Source organism: Arthrobacter sp. P1_B11 (genome assembly GCF_056406715.1).
The window spans coordinates 125,836-145,751 of the sequence record NZ_JBFTZQ010000001.1; the positions used below are offsets into that span (position 1 = coordinate 125,836).

General features: G+C 67.5%; 21 protein-coding genes and 1 riboswitch. Of the genes, 12 read left to right on the plus strand and 9 right to left on the minus strand.

Features of this window, described 5'->3' with window-relative positions; genetic code table 11:
* Position 1 precedes the first annotated feature (1 nt).
* Positions 2-1,735 (minus strand): DEAD/DEAH box helicase, encoded by a 1,734-nt coding sequence (locus tag AC1D14_RS00590; protein WP_230119069.1) that lies wholly within the window; start codon positions 1,733-1,735, stop codon positions 2-4.
* Between the two features lie 394 nt (positions 1,736-2,129).
* On the minus strand, positions 2,130-3,656 hold the full coding sequence (locus tag AC1D14_RS00595) for an RNB domain-containing ribonuclease (RefSeq protein WP_230119070.1): 1,527 nt from the start codon (positions 3,654-3,656) through the stop codon (positions 2,130-2,132).
* Positions 3,657-3,697: 41 nt separating this feature from the next.
* Between AC1D14_RS00595 and AC1D14_RS00600 the strand changes: the two genes are divergently transcribed.
* A complete protein-coding gene (locus AC1D14_RS00600) occupies positions 3,698-4,384 on the plus strand; it encodes a ferritin-like fold-containing protein (RefSeq protein WP_230119071.1) in 687 nt (228 codons plus the stop codon).
* Here AC1D14_RS00600 and thiE read toward each other — a convergent pair.
* Positions 4,381-5,115: a thiamine phosphate synthase gene (gene thiE / locus AC1D14_RS00605; protein ID WP_230119072.1), complete on the minus strand. Its 735-nt coding sequence runs from the start codon at positions 5,113-5,115 to the stop codon at positions 4,381-4,383. The two genes, AC1D14_RS00600 and thiE, sit on opposite strands and share 4 nt — an antisense overlap.
* A 27-nt stretch (positions 5,116-5,142) precedes the next feature.
* Positions 5,143-5,263: riboswitch (TPP riboswitch) on the plus strand.
* Between thiE and thiO the strand changes: the two genes are divergently transcribed.
* From thiO to AC1D14_RS00625, 4 genes are all read left to right on the plus strand, one after another.
* Positions 5,256-6,680: a glycine oxidase ThiO gene (gene thiO, locus AC1D14_RS00610; RefSeq protein WP_230119073.1), complete on the plus strand. Its 1,425-nt coding sequence runs from the start codon at positions 5,256-5,258 to the stop codon at positions 6,678-6,680. It overlaps the preceding riboswitch by 8 nt.
* The gene (thiS, locus tag AC1D14_RS00615; RefSeq protein WP_230119074.1) at positions 6,677-6,913 is read left to right on the plus strand and encodes a sulfur carrier protein ThiS; all 237 of its coding nucleotides are present in this window, start codon (positions 6,677-6,679) and stop codon (positions 6,911-6,913) included. The genes thiO and thiS overlap by 4 nt, the downstream gene beginning before the upstream one ends.
* 5 nt (positions 6,914-6,918) lie before the next feature.
* The gene (locus AC1D14_RS00620; protein ID WP_290369764.1) at positions 6,919-7,755 is read left to right on the plus strand and encodes a thiazole synthase; all 837 of its coding nucleotides are present in this window, start codon (positions 6,919-6,921) and stop codon (positions 7,753-7,755) included.
* Between the two features lie 63 nt (positions 7,756-7,818).
* Positions 7,819-8,484, plus strand: coding sequence for a 4a-hydroxytetrahydrobiopterin dehydratase (locus AC1D14_RS00625; protein ID WP_230119075.1), 666 nt, complete (start codon positions 7,819-7,821; stop codon positions 8,482-8,484).
* 24 nt (positions 8,485-8,508) lie between these two features.
* Here the strand turns inward: AC1D14_RS00625 and AC1D14_RS00630 are convergent, their stop codons facing one another.
* The 3 genes from AC1D14_RS00630 to AC1D14_RS00640 all read right to left on the minus strand — a co-directional run bounded on the left by AC1D14_RS00630 (position 8,509) and on the right by AC1D14_RS00640 (position 9,774).
* The gene (locus AC1D14_RS00630; protein ID WP_230119076.1) at positions 8,509-8,811 is read right to left on the minus strand and encodes a hypothetical protein; all 303 of its coding nucleotides are present in this window, start codon (positions 8,809-8,811) and stop codon (positions 8,509-8,511) included.
* An 8-nt stretch (positions 8,812-8,819) separates the two neighbouring features.
* Positions 8,820-9,044, minus strand: coding sequence for a DUF3107 domain-containing protein (locus tag AC1D14_RS00635; protein ID WP_230119077.1), 225 nt, complete (start codon positions 9,042-9,044; stop codon positions 8,820-8,822).
* A 61-nt stretch (positions 9,045-9,105) separates the two neighbouring features.
* Positions 9,106-9,774 carry a TetR/AcrR family transcriptional regulator gene (locus tag AC1D14_RS00640; RefSeq protein ID WP_230119078.1) on the minus strand — a complete coding sequence of 223 codons (669 nt, stop codon included), beginning with the start codon at positions 9,772-9,774 and terminating at the stop codon, positions 9,106-9,108.
* A gap of 83 nt (positions 9,775-9,857) precedes the next feature.
* Here AC1D14_RS00640 and moeB point away from each other — a divergent pair, with 83 nt between their 5' ends.
* On the plus strand, positions 9,858-11,057 hold the full coding sequence (moeB, locus tag AC1D14_RS00645) for a molybdopterin-synthase adenylyltransferase MoeB (RefSeq protein WP_230119079.1): 1,200 nt from the start codon (positions 9,858-9,860) through the stop codon (positions 11,055-11,057).
* Between the two features lie 34 nt (positions 11,058-11,091).
* Here the strand turns inward: moeB and AC1D14_RS00650 are convergent, their stop codons facing one another.
* Both AC1D14_RS00650 and AC1D14_RS00655 read right to left on the minus strand, forming a co-directional pair.
* Positions 11,092-11,337, minus strand: coding sequence for a hypothetical protein (locus AC1D14_RS00650; RefSeq protein ID WP_476967924.1), 246 nt, complete (start codon positions 11,335-11,337; stop codon positions 11,092-11,094).
* A 271-nt stretch (positions 11,338-11,608) separates the two neighbouring features.
* Positions 11,609-12,958: a glutamyl-tRNA reductase gene (locus AC1D14_RS00655; protein ID WP_230119081.1), complete on the minus strand. Its 1,350-nt coding sequence runs from the start codon at positions 12,956-12,958 to the stop codon at positions 11,609-11,611.
* Positions 12,959-13,116: 158 nt separating this feature from the next.
* On the opposite strand from AC1D14_RS00655, the gene hemE reads away from it, so the two are divergent.
* Complete coding sequence (hemE, locus tag AC1D14_RS00660) at positions 13,117-14,211, plus strand: uroporphyrinogen decarboxylase (protein WP_230119082.1); 1,095 nt, start codon at positions 13,117-13,119, stop codon at positions 14,209-14,211.
* 4 nt (positions 14,212-14,215) lie between these two features.
* A complete protein-coding gene (hemG, locus tag AC1D14_RS00665) occupies positions 14,216-15,688 on the plus strand; it encodes a protoporphyrinogen oxidase (protein ID WP_230119083.1) in 1,473 nt (490 codons plus the stop codon).
* A gap of 159 nt (positions 15,689-15,847) precedes the next feature.
* On the opposite strand, the gene AC1D14_RS00670 is transcribed toward hemG, so the two are convergent.
* Positions 15,848-16,714 carry a hypothetical protein gene (locus AC1D14_RS00670; RefSeq protein WP_230119084.1) on the minus strand — a complete coding sequence of 289 codons (867 nt, stop codon included), beginning with the start codon at positions 16,712-16,714 and terminating at the stop codon, positions 15,848-15,850.
* Between AC1D14_RS00670 and AC1D14_RS00675 the strand changes: the two genes are divergently transcribed.
* From AC1D14_RS00675 to hemC, 4 genes are all read left to right on the plus strand, one after another.
* Positions 16,704-16,871, plus strand: coding sequence for a hypothetical protein (locus AC1D14_RS00675; RefSeq protein ID WP_230119085.1), 168 nt, complete (start codon positions 16,704-16,706; stop codon positions 16,869-16,871). The genes AC1D14_RS00670 and AC1D14_RS00675 overlap by 11 nt on opposite strands.
* 89 nt (positions 16,872-16,960) lie before the next feature.
* On the plus strand, positions 16,961-17,662 hold the full coding sequence (gene hemQ / locus AC1D14_RS00680) for a hydrogen peroxide-dependent heme synthase (protein WP_230119086.1): 702 nt from the start codon (positions 16,961-16,963) through the stop codon (positions 17,660-17,662).
* Positions 17,659-18,900: a ferrochelatase gene (locus tag AC1D14_RS00685; protein WP_230119087.1), complete on the plus strand. Its 1,242-nt coding sequence runs from the start codon at positions 17,659-17,661 to the stop codon at positions 18,898-18,900. Before hemQ ends, AC1D14_RS00685 begins: the two co-directional genes overlap by 4 nt.
* On the plus strand, positions 18,897-19,895 hold the full coding sequence (gene hemC / locus AC1D14_RS00690) for a hydroxymethylbilane synthase (protein WP_230119088.1): 999 nt from the start codon (positions 18,897-18,899) through the stop codon (positions 19,893-19,895). Before AC1D14_RS00685 ends, hemC begins: the two co-directional genes overlap by 4 nt.
* Positions 19,896-19,916 lie beyond the last annotated feature (21 nt).

The following is a 19,916-nucleotide window of genomic DNA, read 5'->3' on the forward strand; positions in this document are numbered from 1 at the left end:
TTTAGGCCTCGGTGCTGCCCGGCTGTGAGCCGGTTGCCGCGGACTCGCTGCCTGCGACCACTTCGCCGTCGCGGCGGCGGGTGCGCGTGCGGCTGCGACGGGCTCGTGAGGGCTGCTCGCCGTCCGCTGTCGCGGTTGCGGCGGAAGCCGCTGCGGGTGCGCTACCGGCGTCGGAGGCGGAATCGGTGGAACGACGACGGCGGTCTCCCGAACGTCCGCCCGTTTCGCCGCCGGTGCGGCGGCTGCCTTCCCTGCTGCCGGAGCGTGCGCCGTCGCGGCCGCCGGAACGGCCGCTTTCGCGTCCGCCGCTTTCGCGTCCGCCACTGTCCCGTCCGCTGGTGCGGGAGTTCTTCTTGCCGGTCTCTCCCAAGTCCTCCAGGACCTCGGCGTCGACGCCAGCCAGGGTGCGCTTGCTGCGCGGAAGCCTGCCCTTGGTGCCTTCCGGGATGTCCAGCTCCTCGTACAGGTGCGGCGACGAGGAGTACGTTTCGACGGGCTCCGGAACGCTCAGCCCCAATGCCTTGTTGATGAGGCCCCAGCGCGGCATGTCGTCCCAGTCCACGAACGTCACGGCGGTGCCCTTGTTGCCGGCGCGGCCGGTGCGGCCCACGCGGTGCAGATAGATCTTTTCGTCCTCAACACACTGGTAGTTGATGACGTGCGTGACGTCGTCGACGTCGATGCCGCGCGCTGCAACGTCCGTGGCCACAAGGACATCCACCTTGTTGTTGCGGAAGGCGCGCAGGGCCTGCTCGCGGGCGCCCTGGCCGAGGTCGCCATGGATGGCGGCCGCGGCGAATCCGCGGTCCACCAGTTCCTCGGCAACCTTGGCGGCCGTGCGCTTGGTCTTGGTGAAGATGATGGTGCGGCCGCGGCCACGGGCCTGCAGGATGCGGGCCACCACCTCGATCTTGTCCATGCTGTGGGCACGGTAGATCAGCTGGCGGATGTCGCGCTTGGTGAGGCCCTCGTCGTCCGGGTCGGCCGCGCGGATGTGCGTGGGCTTGGTCATGTAGCGGCGCGCCATGGCGACGACCGGTCCGGGCATGGTGGCCGAGAACAGCAGGGTCTGGCGGACGGCGGGGGTGCCGGCGATAAGGGTCTCGACGTCCGGGAGGAAGCCGAGGTCAAGCATTTCGTCGGCCTCGTCAAGGATGACCATCTTGACGTTCTTCAGCACGAGGTGCTTCTGCTTGTAGAGGTCGATGAGGCGGCCGGGGGTGCCGACGACGACCTCGACGCCCTTCTGCAGCGCCTCGACCTGGGGCTCGTACGCGCGGCCGCCGTAGATCGTGGTGATGCGGGCGTTGCGCTTGCGGGCGGCGTTCTGCAGATCATTGGCGACCTGGACGGCAAGCTCGCGGGTCGGCACGATCACGAGGGCCTGCGGGGCGCCGGGCGCGGGCAGCGAGTCATAGCCGGCGTCGTCCGGTCCGACGACGCGCTGCAGCGCCGGGATGCCGAAGCCGAGGGTCTTGCCGGTGCCGGTCTTGGCCTGGCCGATGATGTCGTGGCCGCTGAGGGCGACCGGTAGGGTCATGGCCTGGATCGGGAAGGGGTGCGTGATGCCGGCGTCGGCAAGGGACTCCACGATGTCGGCGCGGACGTCGAAGTCCGCGAAGGTCTTCTCCGCGATCTCGTGCGGCTTTTCGTCCGAGATGATGGTTTCTTCCGGCTCGATGGTCTCGATTCCGGAGTCATCAGAGAGAAGCTGGTGGGTATGCAATTCACTCACAGTGGAGTTTCCTTATTCATTTGGGCATTGGCGCCGCCTGCTCAACGGCCAGCCGCAAGGGCCGTTCCGGAGCACGCTCAGGCGCGCAAGCAAATCCAGTGGAAGCCGATCGCGGGCTATCTAAATACTGGCACTGGGGACCAGCGGGTGTGTCTCAAGATCGCGTAGGGGCGGGCTTGTTGAATTCGAAAATTAAGGAAATCAACGACCGGGCATCCATATCTACCCTTCCAGTCTAACCGGCAAAACCCGTTTCCCTGACGTGCGCGGCGGAGCGCGGGCAGGAGTAGGGCCAGCAGAGGAGGAAGGCGCAGCGCAGCAGGAAGGCGCATCAGGGCAGGAAGGCGCTGCGTAGCGGCAAGTCAACGCCGAGGCATCAGCTTCCTGGCCCGAGTCAGCCGACCAGTTCGAGGTGCACCTCGCGTGTCGCGATGTCCGAGGAGATCAGGCGGACCCGGACTTTGGTGCCCGGCTCCATTTCGCCGGCGCAGCGGGCAGTGACAGCAGGTTCGGCAATCTGGACGATGCCGGACGGGCCAGTGCCGTTGGACGCCTTGCCGTTGGACGCCCTGCCGTTTGAACCCTTCCAGTTCCCGTTTCCGTTCGCATTTCCATTGCCGTTGTTCTTGGCGGGCTTGGACCCTGAGATCACCACGGCGTCGAATTCCTGGCCAATATGGTTGCTGAGCAGGGCCGCTTCCACGGTGTCCAGGGCCAGCCGCTCCATCTTGGCGGCCAGCTGGTCCGAGGACGCCATGATGTCGGGAAGGGAGGGCAGCGCTGCGCGGGCCCAGGCCGGAACGGGGCGGTCATTGCTCAGCGCCTCGCAAATGACAAGGACGAAGCGGTCGATCAGCCGCCGGAGGGGCGCGGTGGTGTGGGCGTACGCCGTGCCAATGGCGGACTGGATGGCGTCGTCCGGAACCGTGCCGTCAAAATAGGTGTACCCGGCTCCGCGGAAGAGCATTCCTGCCGAATGCAGGATGGCGAGCTGCCGGTGGTCGGTGGGATCCAGCGTCCGCAGGTACTCCCCGTAGCTGACTTTTCCGTCCCACGGCTTGCCCAATGCATCGGTCTGGCGCCTGAAATGGGCGAGCGAGCGTTCGTCTGGGGCCGGCATTGTGCGGAGGACGCCCACTTTGCCGTCGAGCATCAGCGAGGCTGCCGCCATGCCGGTCATCAGGGAGATCTGGGCGTTCCAGTCCTCCACCGGAAGCTGCGGGGCCGCCACAATCCGGTAACCGCCGTCGGGAAGCTGCACGATTTCCTGCTCCGGCATGTTCAGGCTGGCACCGCCGCGGGCCCGCTCGAGCTCGACACGCTTGAGCCCGACTTCGCGAAGGAGCTGCAGGAGCGGGGAGGCGGTTCCCGCATCCAGCTCGGTCTGGACGCCCTTGTAATTGAGCTTCTCACGGCTGCGGACCATCGCCCGCCGCACCAGGGCGGAGACGACCTCGGCCGTTGCGTCGAGTTCGAACTCCCAAACGAACGCCGAACAGAGCTGGCCGGCGAGCAGGCTGCCCGCATTCTCGCTGATGACCTCGGGGTGCAGGGGGATGCGGCCGTCCGGAGCATAGAAGGTCTGGCCGCGGCGGCGGGTTTCGGCGTCGAGGGCGCCGCCGGGCACCACGAAGGACGGCACATCGGCGATGGCGTACAGGATGCGGTAGCCGTCTGCGGATCTTTCGATGAAGAGGGCCTGGTCCAAGTCGGTTGAGGATGGCGGGTCGATGGTCAGGAATTCGACGTCGGTCAAGTCCAGCTCCGGGAGCTGCCGCTGCGCCACAGCCGCCTCGGCCTCCTTGAGCACTTCCAAGGGGAACTGCCCCGGGAGCTCCAGCTCGGTCCGCAGCGCACTCAGGGCCTCCGCCAGGGCATTGGTCTGTTCATGGACGCTGGGGGATAGGCGATGATGTGGCACGAAAATCAGGTTAGCCCGATTTCCGCAGTTAGTCTTGGATTATGGGCACATCCTCGGCTGACACCGCTCGGTACGACCGTTTCGTCGCTGATCTGTTCGGGGTGATGGCATACGGCGAGCTCTCCGCCTTCGAACGGCTGTCGTCGGACGCCCGCTACTCGCCCACGCTCCACGACCGCGCGGTGCTCGGCAGGATTGCCGTCATCGAATTCCAGCACTACGAGCTCGTGAGTGAGAGGCTCGCCGGGATGGGCGTTGACGTCGAGGACGCGATGCTCCCGTTCCAGGCAGCGGTGGACCATTTTCATGAGCGGACGCGGCCCGCGGACTGGTACGAATCCCTGATGAAGGCCTATGTGGTGGACACGGTCTCGGCCGATTTCTACCAGGCCGTGGCCCGCTACGTGGATGCCGGGACCCGGGAGCTTATTCAGCAGATCCAGTCCTCCGAGGAAGCGACGGCGGTCCTCCGCGAGAGGTTGAGGGTGGCCCTTGCCGATGATCCCCGGCTCGCCTCACGGCTGGCGTTGTGGGGACGGCGGCTCCTGGGAGAGGCGCTCACGCAGGCACAGCGCGTGGGCTATGAACACGCCTTCCTGACCGAGCTGATCACTGAAGCGGACAGCGGTGCTGACGACGCCGCGGCCCGGGAGCGGGTGCGCAGCCTCACCTCCGAGCTCGCCGAAAACCATTCCCGGCGGATGGTGCAGCTCGGTCTGAGCGGCTAGTTCAGGCCTGCCACCGGCGCGCCTGCGCCCTTCACTCCGGCGTTCTCCGCTCCCGCATCCAGGGCCTCGAGCAGTTCGGCTGCCGCGGCCTCCGGATCCGGCGCCTCGGTGATAGCCCGGACGACGACGATCCTGCCGGCGCCCGCTGCCGCGACCTGCTCCACGTTGGTGAGGTCGATCCCGCCGATGGCGAACCAGGGCAGCAGCAGGCCGCCGACCCTTTCCTCGTCCGCCGCCCTTACGGCCTCCGCCGCATAGCGGACAAGATCGAGCCCGACGGCGGCCCGGCCGGGTTTGGTGGGGGTGGCCCACACCGGGCCAACGCAGAAATAGTCCAGACCGCTTCGCCCGGGGGAGGCGGCGATCGCGGCATCCACCTGGTCAGGGGTGTGCGTGGACAGCCCGATCACCGTGGCGTCATGCAGCAGCTTCCGTGCGGAGCGCAGCGGCAGGTCCTTCTGGCCGATATGGAACACCGGGGCCCCGGACAGCGACGCAATGTCTGCCCGGTCATTGACGGCCCAGAGCCGGCCATGCCTGTGGGCTGCCTGGCGCACAACTTCCAAGAGTTCGAGTTCCTCGGCCGCCTCGATGGTCTTGTCCCTCAGCTGGATGATATCCACCCCTCCGGCGAAGGCCGCATCAACGAAATCGGTGAAATCGCCGCGCTCCTTGCGGGCATCGGTGCAAAGGTACAGTCGGGCGGTGGTGTGGACATCATGCGCGGTCATGGCAACCAGCCTAGTTCCTCTAAACTGGGCAGGTACCGCGGGAGCCCGCTGCAGCTGTCACAAACGCCGCAGGGCTGAGAGGGCGTAAGAGCCGACCGCTTGACCTGATCCGGTTAGTACCGGCGTAGGGAAGGATTTCCATGCAGCTTGGATCCGGCGGGAGCACTTCCGCCACAAACACTTCTGCCGCGGAACCGCTGCACGCTGACGTTGCCGTCATCGGCGGCGGCGTGATCGGCCACGGGATTGCCTGGGAGGCGAGGCGTTCAGGACGCTCAGTGGTGCTTATTGACGATGCGCCGGGGACGGGGGCCAGCTGGGCCGCTGCGGGAATGCTCGCCCCTGTCAGCGAGCTGCACTACCAGGAGCAGGAACTCCTGGAACTGATGCTCGAATCCTCTGCCAGATGGCCCGATTTCGCCGCGGCGCTCGCCGATGGCGGAGCCGGCAGGGAGACCGGTTATCTTTCGACGCCGACCATCGCCGTCGGTGCGGACCCCGCCGACCGCCGCACCCTGACGGACCTTCGGGAAGTCCAGCAGGCGTGCGGCCTGGTTGTCGCGCCGCTGACCATCCGTGAGGCCCGGTCGCGGGAGCCGCTGCTCAGCCCGGGCATCTCCTGTGCGCTGGACATCCCGGCTGACCACCAGGTTGATCCGCGGATGCTGGTGGCAAGCATCGCAGCTGCGCTGGCCCGCCACGAACCCGGTTCGCGGACGGCCGTTGCCGGTGCAGAAAACGGCTATGAGATCAGGGAAAACGCTGCCGGCCTGCTGTGGGACGGCGGGCAGCGCGAACGGGTCTGCGGCGTCCGGCTGGCGGGCGGCGGCACTGTGCGTGCCGCCGAAACCGTGGTGGCCAACGGACTCGCGGCGGCGTCGCTGGATGGACTGCCGGACGGGCTGAAGCTGCCCCTGCGCCCGGTCTACGGCGACATCCTCAGGCTCCGGGTTCCCGCGCACCTCCGGCCGCTGCTTACGGCCACGGTCCGGGGCATTGTCCGCGGAATACCCGTCTATCTTGTTCCGCGGCAGGACGGAACGGTGGTTATCGGCGCCACCCAGAGGGAGGACGGGCATTCAGCCCCCAGCGCCGGCGGGGTCTACCAGCTCCTCCGCGACGCCCAGGTGCTGGTGCCGGCCGTGGCAGAACTCGAGCTCCTGGAATCGACCGCCAGGGCCCGGCCGGGTACCCCCGACAACGCCCCGTTGCTGGGCCGCGTACCCCTCGGCGGCATTACGGCGGGGCAGGGCAGCACCGTGCGGCACGGAAGCACGGCGGGCCGGGCGGGCACTGCGGCCGACGGGGGGCTGCGGGCAACTGTTGCCGGGCTCATCATCGCCACCGGGTTCTTCCGCCACGGCGTGCTGCTGACGCCAGCCGCAGCCGCCATCTGCCGCGGGCTGATGGACGGCGTGGAGGACAAACGCTGGCACGCCTTCCGTCCGGAGCGGTTTTCGGCCGGGCGCCCCGCCGCGGCGGGCGCAGCCGCCCCGGGCAACGGCACACCGGCCAGCTGCGCAACGGGCACAGTCACATTTGACCGAGACAAGGAACCAGCATGAACATCACACTGAACGGCAACCAACACGCAGTGGGCGCAGGCGCCTCCGTGACAACTCTGGTCAGCAACGTCACCGGGCGGACACTGGCTGCAAACGGGCAGGCGGCCGACGGCCAGCGGCTTGGCGTGGCCGTGGCCCGCAATTCGGAGGTTGTGCCAAGGAGCCAGTGGAACAGCACGGCGCTCGCCGAGGGCGATGAAATCGAACTCGTCACGGCAGTTCAGGGAGGATGAGGACGATGACTGAAACAACGACAGCGGCGACCGGCACGACTGATAAGGCGACGGGCAGGGCGGGGTTCAAGGCAGACCCCCTGGTCATCGACGGCGTGGAGCTGACCTCGCGGCTGATCATGGGCACCGGCGGGGCTCCGAGCCTGGACGGACTGGGCGCGGCGCTCCTGGCCTCCGGCACCGAACTGACCACGGTGGCCATGCGCCGCTATTCGCCCGCCGAAACCGGATCCCTGTTCCAGCTGCTCCTTGACCACAACATCCGTGTGCTGCCGAACACGGCCGGCTGCTTCACGGCACGCGACGCCGTGATGACGGCGGAACTCGCCCGCGAGGCCCTGGAAACGGACTGGGTCAAACTCGAAGTCATCGCCGATGAGCACACTCTCCTGCCGGACGCGGTGGAACTCGTGGATGCCACCGAACAGCTCGTCAGCCGCGGCTTCAAAGTCTTCGCCTACACGAACGACGATCCGGTCCTGGCGCTGCGCCTTGAAAACCTGGGTGCGGCGGCCGTCATGCCGCTGGGATCGCCGATCGGCACCGGCCTGGGAATCTTGAATCCCCACAACATCGAGCTGATCGTGTCCCGCGCCTCCGTCCCGGTGGTGCTGGACGCCGGCATCGGCACAGCCTCCGATGCCGCACTGGCCATGGAGCTGGGCTGCGACGCCGTGCTCCTGGCCACCGCCGTGACCCGGGCGCAGAACCCGGCCCTGATGGGGGAGGCCTTCAAACACGCGGTTATCGCCGGTAGGCTGGCGAAAGCGGCCGGGCGGATCCCGCGCCGCGAGCATGCCTTGGCGTCATCGGCCATGGAAGGCCGGGCGGAGTTCCTCTAACCCGGATCACCGCGGCCCGTCCGGCGGGCAGGCTTAGCCCGTAACCTCGCCAAGGAGTCAGCAGTGGCCGCCACGGACGACATCCTCACCCGCCCCCAGATCGACGAGGCCCTCGGGGGCCTGCCGGACTGGCGTTACCGGCTCGGCGGACTGGTCACCGTCTATAAGACGCCGACGGCGGCCGGCGCGCTTGAGCTGATTGCCGCCGTCGGGCGCCTTGCGGAAGAACGCAACCACCATCCGGACCTGGACTGGCGCTACAACCGCGTGTTCATCCGGTTCAGTTCCCATGACGCCGGAACGGAGGTGACGGCACGCGACGTCGGCGCCGCGGCCGCGGTCAGCGAGGCAGCCGCAGCGGCGGGTGCCCAGGCGGAGCCGGGACTGTACCGCACAGTGGATATTGGGATCGATACGGCGGCCGCAACAGAGATATCGGAGGTCTGGCGCGTTGCCCTGGGCTATAAGAAGGGCCGGTTCGGCGATCTTGTGGACCCTTACGGCCGCGGTCCGGGTCTGTGGTTCCAGGAAACGGATACCCCGAATGACAACCGCCTCCATCTGGACATCCACCGGTCCAAGGCTGAATCCGCGCCCGTCCTGGACAAGACCGCGGCAACCGGCGCGTTAATGAACAGTGACCACGCACCCATGTGGGTGGTGGTCACTGACGCTCAGGGTAACCGGTTGTGCCTGTGCACCGAGGAAGGCCACGGACCGGATCTTTGAGCCAGCCGGGTCGCGGGTGGCTCCCTACATCTTCAGGGCCGCGGTCAGCCGCTGCGTGTCCTGCCTGGAACGGACCCGGCCAAGGAACACCGCTACCGCTGCAGCCGCCGAGGTGCCGGCCGCCATGGGAAGTATCCACGGAATCCACGTGAGGCCCGGCTGGTAGCCGAGGCCCGCCCAGATGCAGATAATCCAGGCGAGCATCCCAACCGCCGTGGCCACGCCTGCCGGCAGGATCATGCCGTACTTGGCATGGCGCTTGTCATTGGCCCAGACAATGAAGCCTGCAGCAACGGTGACCAGGAAGACGATGACGAGGGACAGCACGGCTTGGCCTAGAGTGCGCCGAAGCCGACCCGGCGGACTTCTTCCGCGCCGATCTCGACATAGCCCAGAACGCTGGCCGGAATAATAATCTGGCGGCCCTTCTCGTCGCTCAGCCGCAGCTCCGTGCCCTTCGCGAGGGACTCCGACACAACCTTGGCCACGGAGTCAGCATCCTGGGTCGATTCCAGCACAATTTCGCGGCCGATGTTCTGAATGCCGATCTTTACTTCCACAGCAAGGCCTCCCAGCCAATCAATGTTGAATCATTTCCAAAGGTAGTTCTCCCTTTGTAGTCTAGGTCTCTTTGGGGAAGCGAGAGATTCCGCGCCAAGCTAAACGGTAGATCAGGTCACTGGCCACATCCAGGTCCAGGTTTCCGTCCGTCTCAAGCCAATAGCGGGCGCTGACCTGGGCCATGCCGGCAAGACCCCGGCCCAGCAGCTGGGCCTCCAGGAGCGGCAGCTTGGTGTCTTCCGCAATGACGCGCGCGATGGCGTCGGCGAAAGCCTTGTTGAAAGTCTCAAGGCGCGAACTGACGTCGGGATCGTTGATGAGGTCAGACTCGAAGACAAGCCGGTGCGCCTGGTCGTCGCTGTCGATGAAGCGGTAGTAGGCCCGCATGACAGCCTGGACGCGCTCCTTGTTGTCGGTGGTGGAGTCGAGCGCCCCCATCATGAGGTCAGTCAGCGCGCTGAGGTGGCTGTCCAGGAGCGCGAGGTAGAGCTCGCGCTTGGACGGAAAGTGCTGGTACAGCACCGGTTTGCTCACATGGGCAGTTTCCGCGATCTCGTCCATTGCGGCGCCGTGGTACCCATTGGCGACGAAGACCTCCTGCGCGGCCGTCAGCAGCTGGGCACGGCGCTCGTCGCGGGGCAGCCTGGCCGACCGCTGCCCGGCGGCGCGGGGGGCGCCGGAAGAGGAATGCGCAGCCTGAGTTCGATCAACCGGTGCATCGTGAACCACTGTGGCCTTCTTTCCATTTCAGTTAGCTTCACTTTACCCGGGGGTAATATGACCGCGCGGTATCTTCAGGCATACATTGAAGTATGGCTTCTCCGTCCACCGCAAATACAGCCCGCATCCCACTGGAACCGCTCGTCGATCCGGCGTCCGGACTTTCGCCCGAAGAGGTGGAGCGGTATTCCCGGCACCTGATCATTCCGGAGATCGGGGCTCTTGGCCAACGGCGTCTGAAGAACGCCCGGGTCCTGGTGATCGGCGCCGGCGGTCTCGGCTCGCCGGCCCTGCTGTATCTCGCCGCGGCCGGCGTCGGGACCATCGGTATCATCGACGACGACGACGTGGACCTGAGCAACCTGCAGCGCCAGATCATCCACGGGGTGGCCGACGTGGGGCGGCCCAAGATCGAGTCGGCGCGCGATGCCATCGTGGCGCTGAACCCGCTGGTTGAAGTCCGCCTGCACGATGTCCGGCTGGATGCCTCCAACGCCCTTGATCTCTTTGCCGGCTACGATCTCATCCTTGACGGAGCCGACAACTTTTCCACCCGCTATCTGGTCAATGACGCCGCGGCGATCCTGGGCAAGCCGTACGTGTGGGGTTCGATCTTCCGCTTCGACGGACAGGTCAGCGTGTTCTGGGAAAACCACGGCCCCACCTACCGGGACCTGTATCCCGAAGCTCCGCCGGCGGGCTCGGTGCCGTCGTGCGGCGAGGGCGGTGTATTCGGAATGCTGTGTGCTGCGGTCGGAGCGCTGATGGTGACGGAGGCCGTCAAGCTGATCACCGGCGTCGGACGTTCCCTGCTCGGCCGGGTGGCGCTGTACGACGCCCTGGGCGGAAGCTGGCGCGAGATCAGGGTGGCAAAGGACCCGGCGGCACCGAGGATTACGGAGCTGACGGACTACGAGGTATTCTGCGGAATCGCCCCGGCGGAAGCCGCCGACACGGAGCACACCGTCACGGCGACGCAGCTGGCCACGATGCTGGCCTCCCGCGACGCCGGGCTGAAGGACTTCGATCTCGTTGACGTGCGGGAAGCGGGGGAATACGACATCGTCCGGATCGAGGGCTCCGTGCTCATCCCGCAGGGCCGGATCCTCTCCGGCGAGGCCTGGGGCGACCTGCCGCAGGACAGGGACATCGTCTTCCACTGCAAGGCCGGAACACGCTCCGCGGCCGTGCTGGCCGCCGCCAGGAAGGCCGGCTACCAGCGCGTGAGCCATCTCGACGGCGGCATCCTCGCCTGGGTCAGGGACGTAGAGCCCCAGAAGCCCGTCTACTGACAGGGGCGCCGTGTTGTCGGTGGGGCAGGGCATATCACCCCGCGATGATCGGAATTTGCTGGGACATAATGACTTCGCCGGTGATCCAGTGCAGCAGGTCCACGGTGAGCTTGTAGGTCCCGGTCGCAGGCGGTCGCAGGAGCATGTCATAGCGCTCGGCAGCGCCGAAATTGACGATGCTGGTCCGCAGGGGGCCAGTGGCGGAAATTGGCCGTGCAGGCGCCGACGGGCTGGACGTGTCGCGGAAGGCCCGTCCGTCGTGGGCTATCAGCTCGGCCATGGCAACACGTCTTGGTCACCGGGTGGTCCGGATGGACCACCTACTACCAGTCCGAATCGTCGTCGGCTGAGGACCGGGCCCGAAATTGTGCGTGAACGTGAATCCAAGGTCGCACCTCCAAGTAGGCGTCGCGGTAGCCCCAATGGTGCGCACAAAACCTATGGAAAGCTTGGGCTTCAGTCCGGCCTCGGTGTTGCGTTTTTGGACCCGGCGATGCCAACACCCGACGGCTCAGCGGCCCGAGGACCCGTGCAGGCGCAGGTGCAGAAGGCTAGGCGGAGTTCCTGCGGGACCCGGCCTCAGGGAGCTGGGAGGGAGCCGGTACGCCGTGGTCCACAGGGCATTCGGCCGTGGCCTTGGCGGCAGGCTGTTCCACGGCGATGCCGTAGAGGGTTTCCAGTGCGGCAACGTAATCGTCCTGCTGACCTTTGGCCGCAAGCTCCCGTGCCCTGACGGTGGGGACGTGGAGCAGTTGCTTCACCATACGCCGCAGGGCGAATTCGACTTCCTCAGCGGCCGCGGTGCAGCCGTGACGGGCGCGGACCTTTTCCATTTCCGCGTCCAGCACGTTCATGGTGTGGCGGCGCAGGGCCACGATGGCCGAGTCCACGGACCGGACCTCGCGTTCCTGTTCAAATGCTTCGGCGGCGCCGGAAACGATGCTGCTGGCCTGAGTCAGGGACTCGGCCTGTTCCTGGGGAGCTGCCAGGCGTACGGATTCCAGCGTTAGGAGCTCAACGCCGTCGAGCTCTCCCACCGCGGGATCAAAATCGTGGGTGAGTGCCAGGTCGATGGCGATCAGGGGCCGGGTGGATCCGGCACGGACCTCGTTGAGCTCCGCTGCCTCCACCCTGGTGTCCGAACCGCTGCAGCCGATCATGACGTCGGCGGCGGCGACGGCGGGGCGCAGGGTGTCGCCGTCGAGCGCGGTACCGCCGCGCGTTGCCACGAAAGTGGCCGCGCGGCCTGAGGATGAAAAGACGGAGATGTCGCTGCAGCCGCGTTCCCGCAGCAGCGCCATGGTGGCGCCCGCATAGGCGCCCGTGCCGAACACCACGACTTTCTTGGTGGACCAGTCGGCGTCTTCGGAGAGGTCAGTCGCGAGGTCGAGGGCCACCGAGACGATGGAGAGGCCCCTGGACCCGAGCGCCGTCTGTGCACCGACGTCCTTTGCCGTTTTGGACGCTGCCTGGAAGAGCCGGACCAGGCCGGAGCTGGCGGTGCCCTCATGCTGCGCGGTAATCAGCGCCCGCCTGACCTGACCGGCAATTTCCCGTTCTCCGACGACCGCGGAGTCAAGGCCCGAACTGACGGCAAAAAGGTGCTGGCTGACTTCCGGGCCGGTCCGTGTGCTGAAGGAACGGGACACGAGCTGTTCGCTGAGTCCGCTCATCTCGCTGATCTGTCCCACCAGGGCGGCCCGCGCGGCTTCGACGTCATCCGCGTGCGGAGCTTCGCCATAGATCTCGTAGCGATTGCAGGTGGCAAGGACAACCGCACCCGTCACTGCCGGCGATCCGGCGAGGGAGGATGTAGCGATGCCTGAAGAACCGTTGCTTAGCTGAGCAACGGTTTCGAGGTCGATGTCGGCGTGTGTAGCCACCAATGAAAAAAGAACCACAGCAGGACAATCATAGCTTTTTCGCAACCACGTAGAACAACCCCTGGCCGCAATGCCCGGTCCAACAGCCTGTGATTCCTGCCACGCGGGCTAATTCCGGCCAGGGGATGACAGGCTGTCGTTATCTTTTAGTGGCGATTTTCGGCACAATCAAAGGCATGACTTCTAGCGCTGCAACATCAGATGGCACGGTTCTTGATGCAGGCCATCCGCTCGTGGACGGGCGCACTTCCGACTCGCCCCTCATCACCGCCTACCGCGGCGGGAAGCCGAGCCGCCGGCCGGTGTGGTTCATGCGCCAGGCAGGGCGGTCCCTGCCCGAATACCTGAAGGTACGCGAAGGCGTGGCCATGCTGGACTCGTGCCTGCGCCCTGAGCTTGCCTCCGAGATCACGCTGCAGCCTGTGCGCCGCCACGATGTCGATGCGGCGATCTTCTTCTCGGACATCGTCATCCCGCTCAAGCTGGCCGGCGTGGGAGTGGACATCGTCCCGGGCGTCGGCCCGGTCCTGGACAAACCGGTCCGCACCGCCGCCGATGTCGCCGCTCTGCCCAAGCTCACGTGGGAGGCGCTGGAGCCGATCCGGGAGGCCGTCCGGCTCACCGTGGCACAGCTTGGCAAGACGCCGCTGATCGGGTTTGCCGGAGCGCCATTCACCCTGGCCGCTTACATGGTGGAGGGCAAGCCCTCACGCGACCACCTCGGCCCGCGCACGATGATGCACGCGGACCCGGAAACCTGGACGGCGCTGGCCAACTGGGCAGCCGACGCCTCGGGCATGTTCCTGCGCGCCCAGTTGGAGGCCGGCGCCTCTGCGGGACAGCTGTTCGATTCCTGGGCGGGATCCCTGGGCCTCGCGGACTACACCAGGTCCGTGGCTCCGGCCTCGGCGCGCGCCCTCGACCACGTCCGGCACCTGGGCGCACCGCTGATCCACTTCGGCACCGGAACGTCGGAACTGCTGGTGGCCATGCGCGACGTCGGCGTGGACGTGGTGGGGGTCGATTACCGACTGCCGCTTGACGAAGCGAACCGCCGGCTGGGCGGCACCGTGCCGCTCCAGGGCAACATCGATCCGGCGCTCCTGTCCGCCCCGTGGGAGGTGCTCGAAGCACATGTCCGGGAAGTCATCGCGTCCGGCGCCTCGGCGCCGGGCCATGTCCTGAACCTCGGCCACGGCGTGCCGCCGGAAACGGACCCGGACGTGCTGACGCGCGTCGTCGAACTTATCCACTCCATCGCCCCGGAGTAAAGCGATGGGTGCGGGCAGCTCTCCTGTTGCCGGACGGACGGCCCTGGTGGTGGGCGGCGGCATCTCCGGTCTCCTCGCAGCCCGGGAACTGGCGCAGGCCGGACTGGACACCACGCTGCTCGAAGCCACGGACTCGTGGGGCGGCTGCGTCGGCCGCCATGAGGTCGCCGGCCTGGACCTGGACAGCGGCGCCGAGTCGTTCGCCACGCGCTCCAGCGCCGTGGCCGATCTGGCGACGGAGCTGGGCCTGACCAAAGACATTGTTGCCCCGCATCCCGGCGGTGCCTGGGTGCAGCTGCCGGACGGCCCGCGTGAGCTTCCCAAGACGGGTGTGCTGGGCATTCCGGCGAACCCGTGGGACCCCGAAGTGCGCCGGTCCCTCGGGCTCGGCGGTTCGCTCCGCGCCTCGCTTGACAGGTTCCTGCCCGCGTCCGTGGGCACCACAGCCGATGTCGCGAGTGTCTCCTCGCTGGTCCGCGCCAGGATGGGGCGGCGTGTCCTGACCCGCCTGGTAGAGCCCGTGGTGGGCGGCGTGCACTCGGCTGATCCGGGACTCCTGGACGTGGACATGGTGGCTCCCGGGCTCCGCGCCGGGATCACCCGGCACGGTTCGCTGGCCGCCGCGGTGGCGGCCCAGCGCCGCCGGCCCGCCGAGGGGGCAGCGGCAGCCAAGGCAGGCTCTGCCGTCGCCGGGCTGAGGGGCGGCATGCACACCCTGGTATCAGCCCTCGTGGCCGATCTACGCCGCCGCGGCGTGGGGCTTGTGACCGGCGCCCGGGCGGACTCGGCGGCGCGGACCCCGGACGGCTGGCGGATCCGTACCAGCGGAACCGGGACTCCGGAAGACGGGGCCAACGGACAAACGTACGACGCCGGTGTGCTGGTGATCGCGCTGGACGGTCCTGCCGCCGTCGGGCTTCTTGAGGACGCCGTGCCGGCCCTGGCCGGCCACCGGCCCGGCCCCGGCCCGGAAGTCAAACTGGTAACACTTGTTGTGGATCTCCCTGAGCTGGACCGGCGTCCGCGCGGAACCGGCATCCTGGTGGCTCCGCAGACCCCCGGCATCCGCGCCAAGGCGCTCACCCATGCCACAGCGAAGTGGGACTGGCTGGCGGCGGCGGCCGGCCCGGGCAGGCATGTCCTGAGGCTGTCGTATGGCCGCCGCGACAGCGCCGCTCCGGCCGCCGACACGCCGGAATTGAGCGCCGACGCGGCGCTGCTTGAGCAGGCAATGCGCGACGCGTCCGCCCTGCTGACCGTGCCCGTTAGTGCGGACAGCCTGGTGGACTGGGATGTCGTGTCATGGGCCGGCGCGCTGCCTTTTGCCGCGGTCGGGCACCGGCAGCGGGTTGCCGAGGTCCGCAGGATCTGCGCCGGCAGCGAGGGACTGCTGCTGGTGGGCGGATGGCTCGCCGGAAACGGGCTGGCCGCAGTGGTGGCGGACACCCGCAAACAGTTGCAAGACGTCCTCCACTAGCCTGTTTTTCCGTCCGGAGCCGGTGATGAACGGGCCCGTTCCGGCCTGTGCACGGCGCGGGCCAGGCTGCTGTACGACCGCCCGCGATACCTGCTGGCGGCCCTGACCGCAAGTTTTTCCCGGCGGCGATTTGTGTCTAGGGTCGATGACTATGGTCAATCAGAAGTCCGATAATTTTCGTACGCTGACTGGTTTCCATGGGGGACTTCGGCGCGGCACTGCAGCAGCTGCGCTCGGAGCGGTACTGGTCTTGTCCGCAGGTGTTCCTGCATCCCACGCTGTTAGCCTCGGGTCTCTCACAGACACGGAAGAAGGCGGCACCTCAAGCCCGGCTCCGGCCGGCACGAGGGTCAGCGCCACGGTCAGTGGCGACTTGGTCTCCGGAGACTCGGGCCCTGGTGACTCGGGCTCCGGCGGTACGGGCCTCGAGGCCTGGGCCGCGGCAGCATTGGCGGGGCGATCGGACCCGCCGGCTCCGACACCCGCCCTTTCGCCGTCATTCTCCCCGCCAGTGTCCCCGGTTCCGACGCCCACCGTGCCGCAACGGGCAGTGCCGACGCCGACCGTGCCGACGCTGTCCCCAGTGCCGTCGGTGCCCACATCGCCCGAGCCGTCGCTGTCGCCTTCCACGACGCCGTCGCCGGCTGCGCCGCTCCCTTCGCCGTCCGCTACGGCTTCCGCGCCGTCTTCCTCGCCTTCACAGGCTCCCGCCGGCACGGCTACGCCACCCGGGACATCGGCAAGTGCTCCCACGGAGGCGTCTTCGCCGGCGTCGACTGGCTCCGGGGCCGCCCCCGCAGCCGGAGCCCCGGCGCAGGGCCCCGCGCTGCCGTCATCCGGGGTTGGTCCGCAGGACGCGGCGGCTCCGGCATCCGGATCGTCAACTTCCGCGAAGACGCATTCCCTGGCGGAGGCAATCGGCAGGCCCGCTGCGGCGTTGGGCGCCCACGGGCTCGGCGCTACCGGGACAGCCTCCGGAGTGTGGGGGGCGGCAGAACTGTCCGGCCCGATGAACATGGCGACCATAGACTCCCGCTACACAGCGCATGCGCCGTCCGAAAGCGCAGTTCTTGGCGTTTCGCAGGGCAGCGCTGCCTGGCCGCTGGTCTGGGCAGGAGCCGGGCTCGTGGTCCTCGCCGGTGCCGCCGGCCTCGTCGCTTTGAGAATTCGCAGGCCCCTGTGACAGCAGGATGCTGTGAAATAAGCCACTTCTACACGCCGTAGAAGTGGAGTTTTTCGACTTGGGAGCATGAAAGGGGCAGGATGGTATCCATGAGCCACACTCCTGCCGAATCTGTCACCAAAGCCGAAGAAACAGCCGAGCAGTTCTTCACCCTCTGGACCGTATTCAAGCGCTCCGCAGACGTCCTCCGCACCGCTGATGCTGCCGAAGATTTCGACGCCCTCGTGGCGCGCCTGGCAGAGGGCGGGGTGACCCACCGCGGAAGCTACGATGTCTCCGCCATGCGCGCCGACGCCGACATCATGGTCTGGCTGCACGGGCCCAAACCTGAGGCGCTGCAGCAGGCCATCCGGGACATCCGCCGCAGCAAGCTGTTTGCCGGAACGGAAATAGTGTGGTCCGCCATGGGTGTCCACCGCGAGGCTGAGTTCGCCAAGAACCACACGCCGGCCTACTCCCGCGGCGTGGCACCGGCCGAATGGCTCTGCGTGTACCCCTTCGTCCGGTCCTACGAGTGGTATCTCCTGCCGGAGGATGAGCGCGGCCAGATGTTGCGGGACCACGGACTGTTGGGCCGCGACTTCCCGCAGGTTATTTCCAACACCGTGTCTTCGTTCGCGCTCGGCGACTGGGAGTGGATCCTCGGCCTGGAGGCTCCCGACCTCGTGGACCTCGTGGATCTCATGCGCCACCTGCGCTCTACCGAGGCCCGCAACCACGTCCGCGAGGAAATCCCCTTCTACACCGGCCGCCGGATCACTGCCGGGGAGATTGCCGAGGTCCTGGCATGAGCCCGCTGGGTCCCCAGGAATCCGCCGTTGCCGTGAACGCGGTGACGGAAGCCGGCCGGATGGCGCCCAAGGATTACGACGCCGTTCTCCTCGCCTCGTTCGGCGGCCCGGAAGGCCAGGAAGACGTCATCCCGTTCCTGCGGAATGTCACCCGCGGGCGCGGGATCCCGGATGAGCGGCTGGAAGAGGTGTCGCACCACTACCGTGCCAACGGCGGCGTCAGCCCGATCAACCAGCAGAACCGCGAACTGAAGGCGGCGCTGGAAGCGGAGCTGGCGGCCAGGGGCATCGGGATGCCGGTGCTCTGGGGCAACCGCAACTGGGACCCCTACATCCCGCAGACCCTGCAGGACGCCTACGACGCCGGCCACCGCAAGCTGCTCATGGTCACCACCAGCGCCTACTCCTGTTACTCCAGCTGCCGCCAGTACCGCGAGGACATCGGCATGGCACTGACCGAGACGGGCCTCGATGGCAAGCTCGAAGTGGACAAGGTGCGCCAGTACTTCGACCACCCCGGCTTCGTGGAACCCTTCATCGAAGGCACGGCCGCCGGAATCGCCGACGTCCGGTCCCAGCTGGAAGCAGCCGGAACCTCCGGGGCCCCCATCCATGTTCTCTTCGCCACGCACTCCATCCCGACGCGTGACGCTGATGCTGCCGGACGTTCGGTGGACGAACCCCGCGAGTTTGCCGAGGGCTCGGCCTACGTCGCCCAGCACCTGGCCGCCGGAACCGAGGTCATGCGCCGCGTCGAAGACGAATCCGGCCTTTCCGCACCGTGGTCCCTGGTGTACCAGTCGCGCTCCGGCGCCCCCCATGTGCCCTGGCTCGAACCAGACATCAATGACGCCATTGAGGACCTGGCCAAGCAGGGAGTCAAAGGCATCGTGATCGTTCCGCTCGGGTTCGTCAGCGACCACATGGAAGTGGTGTGGGACCTCGATACGGAAGCCATGGAGACCTGCAGCAACCTCGGGCTCGCCGCAACCCGCGTTCCCACGCCGGGGACCCACCACCGTTTTGTATCAGGCCTTGTGGACCTCATCTGCGAACGCACCGCGGCGAACAACATCGCGGACCGCCCTGCGGCGACACCGCTCGGGCCCTGGTACGACGTCTGCCGTCCCGGGTGCTGCGCAAATTTCCGCGGCGAAAAGCCAACCATCGCCGGTGCCGATACCACTGTGGGCACCGGCCACGACCCCCATCCTTCAGCGAGGCAGGACGCGCAGTGACTGTACGGATCGGCACCCGGGCCAGCAAACTGGCCCTCACCCAGACACAGCAGACCGCTGACCTGCTGGCCGCCGTCGGGGGTTTCCCCGTGGAGCTTGTCCACGTCAGGACCGAGGGCGACGTCCTTAAGGGTTCGCTGTCACAGATGGGCGGCACCGGTGTCTTCGTGGCCGCACTCCGGGACTCCCTGCTCCGCAACGAGTGCGACGTCGCCGTGCATTCCCTCAAAGACCTGCCCACGGGCCCGGCGGAAGGGCTGACCCTCGCCGCGACTCCGCGCCGCGTGGATGTCCGGGACGTCCTGTGCTCCCGCGACGGATTCAAGCTGGCTGATCTCCCCAAGGGCGCCCGGGTGGGCACCGGCTCGCCCCGCCGGGCCGCCCAGCTCCGTGCGGTCCGCCCTGACCTGGACATCGTGGACATCCGCGGCAACGTGGACACCCGCCTTGGGCGCGTTCCGGGCCTCCCCGGAAACGCCACCGACGCCGTAGTGGACGGAAAATCCTGTGATCTCGATGCCGTGATACTGGCCGCTGCGGGCCTGGAGCGCATCAGCCGGCTGGACACCGTAACCGAATACCTGGAGACGGACATCATGTTGCCGGCCGCGGGGCAGGGTTCCCTTGCCATCGAATGCCGCACAGCCGATGCCCCCCGAAAAGCAGGTTCCACCGAGGGTTCGCAAGGCGTTCTCGCACAGGCACTGGCGGCCCTCGACGACAAAGACACCCGGCTTGCCGTCACCGCGGAGCGTGCGCTGCTGGCCCGGCTCGAGGCAGGCTGCGCCGCCCCCGTGGGCGCCTACGCCTACCGCAAGGGCAGCATGCTCCACCTCGAAGCAGTGGTCTGCGCCGTCGACGGTACGGCTTCAGTGCGCGACAAGCGGGCCACGGACGGACTGACCGAAGTTGGCGCGACGCTGCTCGGCATCGAACTGGCGGAAGTCCTCCTGGCCGCAGGGGCTGCGGACATCGCGGACCTGACAGCGTCCTGACCGGCCGGCGGGGACCACTTT